The following is a 13,019-nucleotide window of genomic DNA, read 5'->3' as shown; positions in this document are numbered from 1 at the left end:
AAGCCGAAGAATGATTCTTCGGCTTCGGATACCCCTCACAATGGTCGGGACGACTGGATTTGAACCAGCGACCTCTGCGTCCCGAACGCAGCGCTCTCCCAAACTGAGCCACGTCCCGCCGACGGTTCTTCTATCAGAACACGTCTTGCCTGTCCAGACTTTTCCTGCCGTGGCGTCTGTCCTTGGCATCCCTGGTGCGCGAAAAGCCTACAGGGCTGTCATGGATGATGAAAAACGTCCCCACGTCCCCTTTTTTGGTTCCATCGCATGCCCTGTCGGGGCGAGGCCGCGCGCCGAGTCGTGCGACCGAGTCGTCGTTTCAACACCGTCAGGGCCCATCCCACACCCACGCCAAAGCCCCCGTTTCTCCTGCCGGCGCCCAGGGGTTCATTTTGTCCGCGCCCGTCTGGATCAGATCGGCGGTGAAGCCTTGGCCCAATCCACGACGACATCCTCGCCCCCGAGGCGCGGCGATGATATAGAAGACAAGAAGAGGCATGACAGACCGAGAGAAATTCGAGAGGTGGCATTTGTGGAAAAGGAGAGCTGTTCCCCGCCCGGCGTCATCGAGGAAACCAACGGCGGATTGCACGTGGATGTCCCCCGCCTGCCCCATGAACCCGGTGTGTATCTTTTCAAGGATGGGACCGGACATGTCTTGTACGTGGGCAAGGCCCGTGATCTCCAAAAACGGGTGGCCGCCTACTTTCGCGGCGTCCATACGCTTCCCTTGAAGACACAGGCCCTGGTCAAGAACGCGAAACGTCTGGAATTCGTCGTCACGGGCAACGAAAAGGAAGCCTTGCTGCTGGAATCCAGCCTGATCAAACGCTATCAGCCTCGATACAACGTGGTGTTGCGGGACGACAAGAATTACCCTGCCTTGAGGCTGGACCCCCGGGAACCCTATCCTCGGCTGTCAGTGGTCCGGCGCTTTGAAAAAGACGGCGCGCTCTATTTCGGGCCGTATCACGCCGCCCATGCCCTCCGGGAAATCCTGAAGGTGCTCCACAAGGTGTTTCCTTTGCGTCTGTGCAAGTCTACCAAGCTCGTTCCTCGGGAACGCCCATGCCTGAACTATTCCCTGGGGCGGTGCCTCGGTGCCTGTGCCGGGAAAGTCTCCCAGGAAGAATATCGTCGCATGGTCGATGAGGTGATCCTCTTCCTCCAGGGCAAGACCCAAAAGCTCCAAAGTCTGCTTCGGGAAAGAATGCAGCAGGCCTCGGAAGCCCTGGATTTCGAAAAGGCGGCGTTCTATCGCGACCGGTTGCAGTACATCGAGGAACTTCAGGAGACTCAAAATATCGTCTCCACCCGGTCTACGGATCAGGATGTGTTGGGTGTGGTCCACGAAGACGACCGATGGACCCTGGTGGTGCTCTTTATTCGGCAAGGCGCTTTGGTGGGACAGAAGACGTACCACCTGGAAGGCATTTCCGGCGGTCCGCCGGATATCCTTGCCTCTTTCGTTCAACAGTTTTACGGTGAGGGGCGCTGGATTCCCGATGAAGTGATCGTTCCGGCGGAGGTGGAAGGCCGGGAAACGTTGGAAGAATGGCTCACAGAGATTCGAGGACGTCCCGTGCGCTTGTGGGCGGCGCAGCGGGGGGCGCGCCGCGCCTTGCTGGACCTGGCCCACAAAAACGCCTGGGAGCAGCATCGGAGTCACCTCCACCGCACGGATTCATCCCATGAGATCCTACAAAGCATCATGGAAATCTTTCACCTGCCCCGCCGACCCCGCCTCATTGTGTGTGTGGACATTTCCAACATGGGTGGGCGTCACGCCGTAGGGGCGGCAGTCACTTTCGTGGATGGAAAGCCTCGTCCTTCCCTTTACCGCCGTTTTCCCATCCGCTCCGTGTCCGAGCCCGACGATCCGGCCATGATGGCGGAAACCGTGGAGCGGCTTTTGGCCTCACGCCGTCGGTCCTTCCAAAACATCGACCTTTTGGTTTTGGACGGCGGTAAAAGCCAATTGAACCGCATTCGGCAGCTCCTGGAAACAAAGGGGCTTCATGCACAGGTACCGGTGCTGGCCCTGGCCAAGGAAAAAGAAGACGACGTGGGGCCGGAAGGTCGAGGGTTTTATGAAAAGGTCTATGTTCCGGGACGGAAAAATCCCGTGTTCCTGGCCCGCCATCCCCATGTGCTCCACTTTTTTCAGCGCCTTCGGGATGAAGCCCACCGATGTGCCATCAGCGGATACAAGTATCGGCACCGAAAAGAACTTCTCCGATCAGCCTTGGATGCCGTCCGGGGCCTGGGCCGAAAACGCAAACAGGCTCTTTTGAACCATTTTGACGATATGGAAAGCCTGCGCCAGGCCTCGCTGGAAGACCTCATGCAGCTTCCAGGCATTCCTGAAAGCGTGGCCCGAAACATCCTGGATTATTTTCAGAAAGAGCGCCCGACGTCCTCATGACCCGGACGTCTTGCGAGGAGGGCCCGAGGTCCCCGGGAAGGAGCCCATGACGGCGTGTTCTTGCAGGGCGTTACGTGGAGTCTTCGGAGGACGCGGGCGTGAAGCGTAAAAGTTTTTCGGCCATTTTTCGAAGATCTTTGTCGGGTAGGGACGCGATGAAATCCTTTTCGGCCTCGGTCAGTTTCCGTGAAACTGGCTTTTTCTTTCTTTTTGGGGTTTTTCGGGGGGCTAGGTTTTGAAGTTTCCGGTAATTGGCGTCCAGCGTCTCCGAAACCTCATGGACTTCGCCCACACGAATAACGATTTCTTGGACGACCAGACGGCCCCAGCGCTCGTTGATCCGTTGCCGAAGGGCTTCCTTGTGGAGTTCCAAATGGTGCTTCCAGACGCTGTCTTGGGCGATGATGACCAGCCGTCCGTTCTTGAGGGACCGAGGGGTGCAATGCTGCGCGACGCTCTCGCCCACCAGCTCTTTCCACTCCCCGAGAGGCCGGCAGGCGAAGGACGGCTGCTGCGCCAAGACTTCTTTGATGAACTGCCCCACAGGTACCGCTTCGGCGTTGGAATCCCTTCCCCGGACATTCTCCTGCATGCTTGCAATGCTCCCTTGCCTATGCTATGAGCGAGCAACCTTTCCCGAGAGCCCCCGTAGCTCAGGAGGATAGAGCACAGGATTCCTAATCCTGGTGCCGCAGGTTCGAATCCTGCCGGGGGCACCAAATTTCTAAACCACATTCCAAATCAAATCAACACATTGTAAAAGCATTTTGTTACCATCAAACCTCGTTTAGTGCCTTGGGGGAACCCGGGGGGAACCCGGGGGGAACCTTGGTATTTAAGTTGTTGTTATAACGCAGAGAATGCCACATATTCCGGCGGGACTTCATCATCCAATGGGTGAAGAAAAGTGAGTCAGAAGTGATCTTGCGTGCTTCCTCGCCGCCTCGCCGAATCCCAGGTCTTGAACAAGTACGGCGTTGGCGCGGGACAGACCGATGGCGGCGACGATGGATGTGAAAGCGCTCGCGCCCATGTATCGGGACGGGCCTATGAGACGCCTGAGGGCCATGGACCGGCATTCGGGAGCGGGGCAACCCATGAGGCGAAATCTTCGGGCATGCGAGCCCCGACGAATCCCGAAATGAGAAATCCCAGGAAAAGCCATGCGACCGGAACGCGTCGAAAATCCCTTACGGGATCCCCCATGGCCCGCCCCACACCTTGAGGCCACCCATGGTCGAACCCGCCTGTGCCGCGGACCCACCTCGGGCATCGGAAAACGCAGAGAATCTCTACCGGGGCGTGGGCAAGGCCCGAAGCCGTGCATGTTTTCCGCCGCGCGCGGCGGTTGCGGGAGGTGGTTGAACCACTGGGCACGTCGCAGGCGTCGTCGCCCATTTAAAGCGACGGCGACGGTTCTGGTTTGGATGTCATTTGTTGCAAAGCTTGAAGCTCTTCGGCATGAAACACACGGTCAATATCCAGCAGGGTGATCACCGTCCGGTCCTTTTTCGCCATGCCGAGGATAAAACGAGGCTCCACCTTCATGCCGAAGCGGGGCGCATCTTCAATGTCGTCGGCCCGAAGAGGCTGCACTTCTCTGACCTCGTCCACCACGGCTCCGAAGAGCAGCGGGATGCCGCTTCCCTGCACTTCCAAGACGATGATGCAGGTTCTTTGTCCGAACGGAGAAGCTTCCAGACCAAAGAGGCGGCGAAGGTCAACCACGGGAATGATTTTCCCTCGAAGATTGATCACCCCGTTGACAAAATCGGGGGTTTTGGGGACGCGGGTGATGGGCTGTATCCCAATAATCTCCTTGATTTTTACGATTTGGATGCCGTAGGCGACCTGGTTCAAGAGGAAGATGAGATACTTGCCTGCCCTTCTTTCGGCCCGCAGCCGTTCCATTTCGGCGCGCTTGTGTTCGGTGATGTCAATGAGGATGCCCATAACGCTGTCGATTTTTCCATCCTCATTGCAGATGATCTGCCCCCATTCCTGCAGCCATCGAACGCGTCCCGATTGGGTGCGAATCCGGTATTGGCGCACGTAGGTTTTGTCACCCTTGAGGGCATCCACAAAGGCCTGGCGGGCTGCCGGACGATCCTCCGCCTCGATGAGATCGATCCATTTGATTTTCTTTGTATTGAAGTCGTGGCGTCGATAGCCGGTCAATGTTTCAATGTGGTCCCCGAAAAATTCCACCGAGCCGTCTGCGTAGCCCTTGTAGGCAACATTTTGGGTGGCTGCCTGAACGACACTATGGACCTCTTGGATGGCCAGGGCCATGTCTACCCCCGCGTTTTTGGAATTTGACGACCTTGTCTGCAACTGCCATGGGGCACAAGGGACCTCGACAAGATGTGGCCAGACGAGCAGCCCTCATCTGTCTCCGAGGATGCAGCCCACGCAGCCCGGATCCTGCCAAAGGAGGATGCCTCATTCTGCATATCGGCACAATTCATGATGAACTTGAATGCAATTCAGCGGGCGATCCTCGGCGGAGGGTATCTCGCGGGGCTGAAGTGATAAGAACTCGCTTTTTTCGGGGAAGATGCGTAGTGAAAACGGGCTTGCGTGTCAAGGACAACCTGACCGCAGGATATTGTGGTCAGGGCAAGGCCAGACAATAGGGGCGCCTGAGCTCTGGGCGGACCTGCATGGGCTGAGTGTCGTTTGCACTCCTGTGGCACTGGGAAAGGCGGAAATGCTGGAAATTTGGGTAAAGTAACCCCTCGAACCCATCTTTCTTTCAAACATCAGGAAGAGGAAACCTCCGGATAAACCGGGTCCGCATAAAGCCGGTTATCGGCCCCTGGGAGTGGAGATACAGAGTAGTCTATGCTGTATTCGGGGGGCACGGTTAACTTTGGCGGCGGCCTTTGCTTGATTTCCCATAATCCCAGGTGCTTGAGGATTTTCTTGATGACTTCCTCGTCCTCTATGAAAGCAATGATATGCATCTTTCCCTGATATTTGGGACAGGTCAAGGGGGTCCACTTCATAGATTTTTTGGATAAGCCGGGCCCAGTTTCGTCTGTATTCCTTAGATGAGCCATCCGGTTCCAGGATCGAGGGAATGAGTTCGTCGCAGTCCTCTTTTTTCCGCTTGCCCCGGGAGACGTTACTGTAGTGACCATAATACCTGAGCATCTGTTCCCCTTTGTCGGGCACATGGGAACCCATGGCCGCCAACCATTCCAGAGCATCGAAGACCTTTCGCTCCTTTCCATCCTTCGACTGATAAATGACCTTTGACTCCTGTGGAATGTATGTCATTCTTTCGTGGGAAAAAGAGGCACGGATGATGTACCGGGCGAGATACTCCATGGCTTTTTCATCTCCGGGCTGGATCCTAGGCCCACAAAAAACATTGACCCCGGGTGGCGCCGGCTCAGGAGCATATCGACCAGGTCTTCGGTGATTTTCCCTTTTGAGAGAAGCATCTTGAAAACCTTATGAAGGAATATCTCCTCCAGGTGTTTCAACTCAAAAAAAGGGGCCACATGAAACATGCCTGGTCCATAAAAACAGCCATCCGTACATAGAATATGTAGGTGGGGATTGAATCCTAAGAAATCACCGAAGGTCTGTATGGCGATAAGAACCCCCGGTACAGCGTCACCTTCGGGAACCGTTTCCTTAAGAAACGATTTCAACGAGTCCCATCCACAACGGCTCAAATCGGTGAGCAATTTTCGATCATAAACGAAATACCGCCGCAGGATCTTGGGTATGCTCAAAACGAAATGACGGTGCGGAACAGCCTTAAGCACTTCTTCACAGAGCCATTCCCCGAACTCCACTACCCGTTTCTGGTGGGAGGACGGACAAAAATGGCGGCGCTTACGAGAAAATCCCAACAAATATTCGTGACCGCAGTCTTCACATTTCACCCTGGCGAAGCCGTTATGGAGGATCCCGCCGTTCGTCATAGACCCGCTCCAGCGCCTCAAAGTTAACCTCAACGCATGATAGTATTGCGACTCTTGCGGCTTTCGGGGCCGCTAGACAGGGGATGTGTCGGGCAATTTCCATCACCAGGCAAGAGGTTGAAAACCAACCCGACAAGAAACACTGTAAGTTTACCTGAAAGTCAATGGCCGCCAGATGAGCAATACCCTGTCTCAAGCTGCCAAATGATAGATAAAGGACAGTAAAACGGCATGGATCCTGTAGAAGGCGGAGAGATAAAGGTTTTAGGTGTTAAGGTTTGTTTTTTTCTGAAACCTGACACCCGAACACTGACACCTCACTTTGGTTGCGGCCAGTAGTCTGTCTTGGGTTGGCAAACATGAATGCCCCGGAAGCGGCTTATGGCCCAGGCCCGGATCTTTCACCAGGCGGTGGTCAGCGGGGTGGAGGAAACCGACATGGGCGGGGACCCCGCCGCCCAGGCGTGCGCGCTCGCAGAAAAAAAGGCCAGGAAGGTCTTTTCATTCATAGGCGCTCCTGGGTTCTGGGCACCGACACCATGGTGGTGGTGGAAAACCTGATCTTGGGCAAACCCGGGGATGCCGCTGACACGGGCGCCATGCTCATCCGGCTGGGAGGCAGGACCCATCAGGTCATCAATCCCCAATTACCGCAACTGCCCATAGAGATTGATCTCGTTTTCCATATCCAGGGCGCTGGTGGCCTCGTCCAGGACGGCGAACCGACGGCGGTTGATCAGCAGGCGGGCAAAGGCCAGCCGTTGTTGCTCGCCTAAGGAAAGCACATCGGCCCAGTCCAGTTCGATATCGAATCCGTCCACGCGCTCGGGCAGATCCTGCAGGTTGACGGTGGTCAGAATCGGTCTTAAATCCGCTTCCGGTTTTTTGTTTTCGAGCCGCGGATAGATCAGCTGCTCCCCCAGCGAACCGAGGAGCATATAAGGGCACTGGGGCAGGAAGAAAATGTCTTCCAGCGGCGGTCGTTTGACGATTCCCTTGCCCTGGTTCCACAGCCCGGCGATGGCTCTTAAAACTGACCCCCTACATCGTCCGCTCGTTCTTTTCCCAAGAGAGGATGGCTTACATCCCAGATCAGTCACAGGTCATTTATTGGTCAAAGGATGGAAAGGACGAGAAGGTTTTCCTTGCTCTGCCAGGGGTCCAAACAACACTCAGCCCATCCAGCATTACTAGGACCCCAGATCGACAAGAAGAGGCTGAACCCGGAGATAGCGCATAGAGACATACAGGATTACCTGCGCAAGCGCGAGGCTGACATAAGGGACGGGCTTGAGGAGGTGGACAAGAAATCCGCAGAGGATGACTATCGCCGCTATCGGAATGACCTCAGTTGCATCTACCTGGAGGAGGTGATGTGAAATTTTTGTTTCGAGCCTGCCTGCAGGTTAATGGTGATGTTGTACGAAAGGAGGAGCTTCTCATGACCGTGACCGCGCTTGCCTTAAAGGACACAGTTACCTCCTTTCCCACCCCCAACTCCAACTCCTCAATGGAATGGTTAGTCACATAGGCAACGAGAGGAAATCCGCACCAGAGATAGATCTTTTGGTAGTGTCCCATAGATAGGATTTTTACAATCTTGGCTCCAAGTATATTCCAGGAGCTCGTTCCATCATGAGATTCGTGAGTTGATATGGTAATATTTTCAGGCCAGATACACATAACCACCTTTTCTCCAATGTGGACCTCCCCCACTGCCTCGATCTCCTTGCCCTCTACCAGGGCGGTAAATGTCCACCCATCCCTTCTGATCACCTCCCCGGTCAGGATTGTCTCCACTCCCATGAACGATGCAGCCAATTCATTCACGGGCTGATTTCGTATCTCTTCAGGGGTTCCGATCTGAATGATTTGCCCCTTATCCATCACCGCAATCCGATCTGAAAGCCTCAACGCCTCCAGACGATCGTGAGTGGCAAGGATAACAGTCGTTCGGGTCTTCCGCAGGATATGCTCCAGGTCCTCTATTAGGGATTCACGGGTAGGAGAATCAAGGGAGGAAAAGGGTTCGTCAAGGAGGAGGATCTCAGGCCGAAGGACAAAGGCTCGTGCAAGGCTCGTCCTCTGTGCTTCCCCACTAGAGAGGGTTCTTGCGGAGCGCTGACTGAGATGGCTTATTCCAAATTGCTCCAGCTGCTCCATGACCCGATCACGAATCTCATCCTTTTTGACCTTCCGCATTTTCAGGCCGGATGCGACATTGTTGAACACTACTGTATCAAATAGGAGAGGCTCCTGGAAGACCATGGCGAGCTTCCTCCGGTACTCCAGGGCGGAATAATCCCACCCCACCAGGTTCCCTCTCAGAAAGATTTGCCCCTTAAAGGGCTTCAATAGATAGGCCAGGGTTTGAAGCAGGGTCGTCTTTCCAGCCCCGTTCGGTCCGATCAGAGAGAGTACCTCCCCTTCCCTGACAAAAAGTGAGGGGATGGAAATAAGGGTCGTTCCACCTCTGTTTACCTCAAGATTCTTTGCCTCAAGAATGGGTCTGGAATCTCCTTGGTCCATCATGATCTGGCCTTTGCCGGCTGCATATTGTCTGCGGACTCGTTCCTTTTCTCTTCCAAAAGTCCAATGCTTACCATTGATTATTTATTGGTTGCTGAACACATGCTGCTTTTGTGCTTGCCTCTGATTACCTCGGCCTTTTCCTCTGCTGGATCTGTGTGAGGACAAGATTAATGAAGAATGCAAGCATCAAAAGGATAATGCTTAATGCAATCGCCATAGCATAATTCCCGCGGCTTGTTTCCATCACGGTAGCTGTAGTCAGGACACGGGAATATCCTTTGATGTTGCCGCCTACCATCATAGAGGCACCCACCTCCGATATCACTCCGCCAAACCCTGCCATAACCGCTGCCAGAAGGGGAAGCCTCGCCTCCTTGATCAAGAGCCAGACCATCCAACGACGAGTCGCCCCGAGGGCCAGAATCTGATGCCGAAGTTTTTTGGGAAGGTGTTGTATGGCAGCCACGGTTATCCCCATGACGATTGGGGTAGCAATGATGGCCTGGGCTATAATCATCGCACAGGGCGTATAGAGTATGCCTAAAAAACCCAGAGGACCGTTCCTCCATAGGGAAATGGTCACAAAAAGGCCGACAACCACCGGGGGGAGAGACATACCGGTGTTGATAAGACTAATGACGATCCTTCTCCCTATAAACCGGGAAAGAGCAACAGCGATCCCAATAGACATCCCGATAACAATGCTGATCAGTGTTGCTAGCCCCGAAACCTTCAGTGATAGTAGAGTGATCCCTACGACCTCAGCGTCGAAGGTGATAAGTAACCAAAGGGCCTTCCTGATTCCCTCAAGAATGAGATCCATTGTTAATCCTGACGTATCAAAACGACAAGAGTCCTTCTGTTTCCGTCAAGGCCATTTGCTATTTCCCTAGTTCTTCCACCTTCTTACCGGCATCCGGGAAGAAAAGTGGGGAACCGAATGTCTCAACACCGAAGGTCCTGATGATCTCCTGGGGCTGCGATGAAACCATGAAATCGGCGAATCTCTTCCCTCCTTCAGCATTCACCTCGGGCCATTTCGCAGGATTGACCTGAATGACATGGTAAATATTTAAGAGGATTCCATCCCCCTCCACCAGGATATCGAGCCCGAGGCTCTTTTTTAACGCCAGATAAGTCCCCCGGTCTGCAAGCGTATAGCCCTTTTTCTCTGCTGCTACATTCAGCGTCTGTCCCATCCCGAGCCCTGTCTGCTGGTACCATCTCTTCTCTTCAGGGTTGATCCCTGCTGAATTCCAGATCTGCTTCTCCTTCGCATGGGTACCTGAATTGTCACCCCTTGAAATGAACAGTGCATTTTGGGAAGCAATCTTCTTAAACGCCTCCGACGCAGATGTCATACCCCTGATCTTAGCTGTGTCTTCCGGAGGGCCTAAAATGACAAAATCGTTATGCATCACTAACCTCCTGTTTATCCCATACCCGTCCTCAACAAACCTTTCCTCTTCCTCAGGGGAATGCACTAGGAGTACGTCCGCCTCCCCCTTCTGACCCATGGCCATAGCCTGACCAGAGCCTACGGCAATTGTCTTCACGAAATAACCAGTCTCCTTTTCAAAGATGGGTATGAGGACGTCGAGAAGTCCCGAATCCTGGATACTGGTGGTGGTGGCAAGGATGATGGTCTTTGGCTGCGCCTGAATAGGTGAAATCCAGCTGATGTAAGAGGATACAAGGATTAGTATCCCACTGATCCAGAACCTCGTCTTGATCTTTTGCATTGTACTGTCCCCCATTTATCAAGACAGGTGATAAGAACTCGCTTTTTTTCGGGGAAGATCGTAGTGAAAACAGGCTTGCGCGTCAAGGACAACCTGACCGCAGGATATTGTGGCGTGTCCCGGAAATCTCCACAGGATGCCCGGGGCGGGTCAGGGTCCCATCTTTTTGTGGCCATGCCACAGTTTGTGAGGTGCCGTCGGGGCGGCCACAGGGGACCGCCCGGGTTTGTCTCCTCCTGGGTGCCTGGGTCTGTTTCCCCCGGACGGCGATACCTTCTTTGTTATGGGGACGGCCGATGACCCCGTGTCTATGGACATGCCCCGGGTTGAGAGACCCTGTAGGGGCGGCCCCCCGTGGCCGCCCGTTTTATCCGGCCATCCGGAAATCCATCCCGCGGGCGGCGGTGCGGCGGGGTTGGCCCATGCGGAGGGGTGTTTTCGGGCACCCACAGGGGGCCGCCGCTAGTGCGCCTGGAAGCAGGTGCAATCAGAGAGGTGGAAGTCCTCTCCCGGGGGATGCCCGTCCCCGGAAGTCGAAGGTCACTGCGTCGCCGTGAGGCGGGGTGGGAAGCAATCGGAGACGAACACTTAGTCCGCAGGATGACGAACGCGATTCGGCCTTACGACCCGATGAGTCTTCTAGGGAAGGACGAAGTCCAGACCGAGGGCACACGGCAAGGTATGGTTGAGATACTGTGGCACTCGCAGACGAAAGGGCGAGAAACAGAGAACACAAACTTCAACCTGGAGCCGGCAGGTGGAGCCGAGGGAGCCTGTTACGCTGGGCGGGCAGCATGAAGCGATGGCAGGGGGCGTGGGGTGGTTGGCGGCGGAATGAGTGGAAGGTGGCATCGTGTGAACCAGGGAGACCTGTTCGGGCGAGAACGGCGCGGAGTGGTCCTAGAGGAGCACGAAGAGCCGGCCGGACAGGAGTCAGAGCTCTCATAGGAGCGATGAAGCAGCGTAACGGCTGTGGAGCGAAGGGGAGCAGGAAGGTGGATGCGAGAGGTCTAAGATGGACGAAAGAAAACCTGCGCACGTGCCAGGGGCTAGACAAGTAGGAGAAGCCGCAAGCCGATGGGGCTGGGTGGAACGGACCATATGGACCGATCGCATGCTGGAGGCCCTTGAGAAAGGGGTCAAAGGAGGCAAGTGGTTCAGTTTGATCGACAAGGTGTGTCGACGCGCGACGCTTGAGGCCGCCTGGAAGCAGGTGAGGGCCAACAAAGGAAGTGCGGGAACAGACCATCAAGGGATCAAGGACTTTGAGGCCCACAAGGATGAAGAACTGAGCAGGCTGGAAGAGGAACTGCGCCAAGGCCGTTATCGGCCGAGGCCGATCCGACGGGTCTCCATTGACAAACCGGGAAGTCGAGAGAAACGACCCCTAGGGATCCCGTGTGTGAGGGACCGGGTGGTGCAAAGTGCCCTAAAGTTAGGCATCGAGCCGATCTTGGAAGCGAGATTTGCAGAGGGCGGTTACGGGTTTCGACCACAGAGGGGATGCAAGGATGCCCTGAGGCAGGTCGACCAAGCCATCAAGGGTGGATACCGCTATGTGGTGGACGCGGACATACGGTCCTACTTCGACAACATCGACCCCCAGAGATTGATGGCCGATGTGAAGGCATCGATTGCAGACGGGCGGGTACTATCACTGATCGAAGCGTTTCTCCACCAAGACGTCCTGGAAGGAATGGAGACCTGGAGGCCGGAAGCAGGGACTCCTCAGGGAGCGGTGATCAGCCCCCTGCGAGCCAACCTCTACCTGAACCCACTGGACCATGCCATGGCCAAGGCAGGGCACCTGATGATCCGCTATGCGGATGACTTTGTGGTGTTGTGTCAAAGCCGTGAGGAAGCCGAACAAGCCTTGGAGCTTGTGCGCCAAGAGGTGGACCAACGAGGGTTGAGGCTTCATCCGGACAAGACCCACGTCGTGGATCTTGAGGAGCCAGGAAGCGGGTTTGACTTTCTGGGCTGTCACTTCACGCGGACAAGACATTGGCCGCGGAAGAAGAGCCTGAAGAAACTCAAAGACGCCATCCGGCTCAGGACACGACGGACGAACGGCAAAAGCCTCCAAAGCATCATCACGGAGGTGAATCGCATTCTTAAGGGATGGATGGGCTATTTCAAACACAGCCCCAAGACCACGTTCAAAAGGATCGATTCATGGGTTCGTCGACGCCTGCGTAGCCTACTGCGCACGCGTAGCGGTCGAAAGGGGATCAGCCGAGGCCGAGATCATAATCGCTGGCCCAATGCCTACTTTGAACGCCAGGGGTTGTATAGTCTCGGTGCAGCCCATCGCGCAATGCTCCAGTCCTCGTTGAGGTAAAACCACCGACCGGAGAGCCGTATGCGGGAGATCCGCACGTA

At 55.3% G+C, this 13,019-nt stretch carries 9 protein-coding genes, 2 tRNA genes and 2 pseudogenes; 3 read left to right on the top strand and 10 right to left on the bottom strand.

Annotated features, from left to right (window positions below; translation table 11 throughout):
- Positions 1 to 41: 41 nt before the first annotated feature.
- Positions 42 to 118, bottom strand: a tRNA-Pro gene (locus ACZ5K9_RS15010).
- A gap of 414 nt (positions 119 to 532) precedes the next feature.
- On the opposite strand from ACZ5K9_RS15010, the gene uvrC reads away from it, so the two are divergent.
- Positions 533 to 2,425 carry an excinuclease ABC subunit UvrC gene (gene uvrC / locus ACZ5K9_RS15005; protein WP_464272128.1) on the top strand — a complete coding sequence of 631 codons (1,893 nt, stop codon included), beginning with the start codon at positions 533 to 535 and terminating at the stop codon, positions 2,423 to 2,425.
- Positions 2,426 to 2,495: 70 nt separating this feature from the next.
- Here the strand turns inward: uvrC and ACZ5K9_RS15000 are convergent, their stop codons facing one another.
- Entirely contained in the window at positions 2,496 to 3,017 is a 522-nt protein-coding gene (locus ACZ5K9_RS15000) for a DciA family protein (RefSeq protein WP_464272127.1), read from the bottom strand.
- A gap of 50 nt (positions 3,018 to 3,067) precedes the next feature.
- On the opposite strand from ACZ5K9_RS15000, the gene ACZ5K9_RS14995 reads away from it, so the two are divergent.
- A tRNA-Arg gene (locus tag ACZ5K9_RS14995) sits at positions 3,068 to 3,144 on the top strand.
- A 679-nt stretch (positions 3,145 to 3,823) separates the two neighbouring features.
- On the opposite strand, the gene ACZ5K9_RS14990 is transcribed toward ACZ5K9_RS14995, so the two are convergent.
- The 8 genes and pseudogenes from ACZ5K9_RS14990 to ACZ5K9_RS14955 all read right to left on the bottom strand — a co-directional run bounded on the left by ACZ5K9_RS14990 (position 3,824) and on the right by ACZ5K9_RS14955 (position 10,637).
- Complete coding sequence (locus ACZ5K9_RS14990; protein ID WP_464272126.1) at positions 3,824 to 4,717, bottom strand: chemotaxis protein CheW; 894 nt, start codon at positions 4,715 to 4,717, stop codon at positions 3,824 to 3,826.
- A 643-nt stretch (positions 4,718 to 5,360) separates the two neighbouring features.
- Positions 5,361 to 5,461: pseudogene (locus ACZ5K9_RS14985) on the bottom strand (transposase); the annotation flags it as partial.
- 144 nt (positions 5,462 to 5,605) lie between these two features.
- Positions 5,606 to 5,758, bottom strand: a pseudogene (locus tag ACZ5K9_RS14980) (transposase); the annotation flags it as partial.
- Positions 5,704 to 6,396: a transposase zinc-binding domain-containing protein gene (locus ACZ5K9_RS14975; protein ID WP_464272125.1), complete on the bottom strand. Its 693-nt coding sequence runs from the start codon at positions 6,394 to 6,396 to the stop codon at positions 5,704 to 5,706. The gene ACZ5K9_RS14975 and the pseudogene ACZ5K9_RS14980, both read right to left, overlap by 55 nt.
- A gap of 614 nt (positions 6,397 to 7,010) precedes the next feature.
- The gene (locus ACZ5K9_RS14970) at positions 7,011 to 7,301 is read right to left on the bottom strand and encodes an ATP-binding cassette domain-containing protein (RefSeq protein ID WP_464272124.1); all 291 of its coding nucleotides are present in this window, start codon (positions 7,299 to 7,301) and stop codon (positions 7,011 to 7,013) included.
- Between the two features lie 409 nt (positions 7,302 to 7,710).
- A complete protein-coding gene (locus ACZ5K9_RS14965) occupies positions 7,711 to 8,895 on the bottom strand; it encodes an ABC transporter ATP-binding protein (RefSeq protein WP_464272123.1) in 1,185 nt (394 codons plus the stop codon).
- 124 nt (positions 8,896 to 9,019) lie between these two features.
- Positions 9,020 to 9,718 carry an ABC transporter permease gene (locus tag ACZ5K9_RS14960; protein WP_464272122.1) on the bottom strand — a complete coding sequence of 233 codons (699 nt, stop codon included), beginning with the start codon at positions 9,716 to 9,718 and terminating at the stop codon, positions 9,020 to 9,022.
- 58 nt (positions 9,719 to 9,776) lie between these two features.
- A complete protein-coding gene (locus ACZ5K9_RS14955) occupies positions 9,777 to 10,637 on the bottom strand; it encodes an ABC transporter substrate-binding protein (protein WP_464272121.1) in 861 nt (286 codons plus the stop codon).
- A 1,114-nt stretch (positions 10,638 to 11,751) separates the two neighbouring features.
- Here ACZ5K9_RS14955 and ltrA point away from each other — a divergent pair.
- The gene (gene ltrA, locus ACZ5K9_RS14950; protein WP_464272120.1) at positions 11,752 to 12,978 is read left to right on the top strand and encodes a group II intron reverse transcriptase/maturase; all 1,227 of its coding nucleotides are present in this window, start codon (positions 11,752 to 11,754) and stop codon (positions 12,976 to 12,978) included.
- Positions 12,979 to 13,019 lie beyond the last annotated feature (41 nt).

The sequence above is a fragment of the Desulfosoma profundi genome (genome assembly GCF_055387865.1).
The sequence above is the reverse complement of the archived record's forward strand: the minus strand, read 5'-3'. Positions and strand labels throughout refer to the sequence as shown.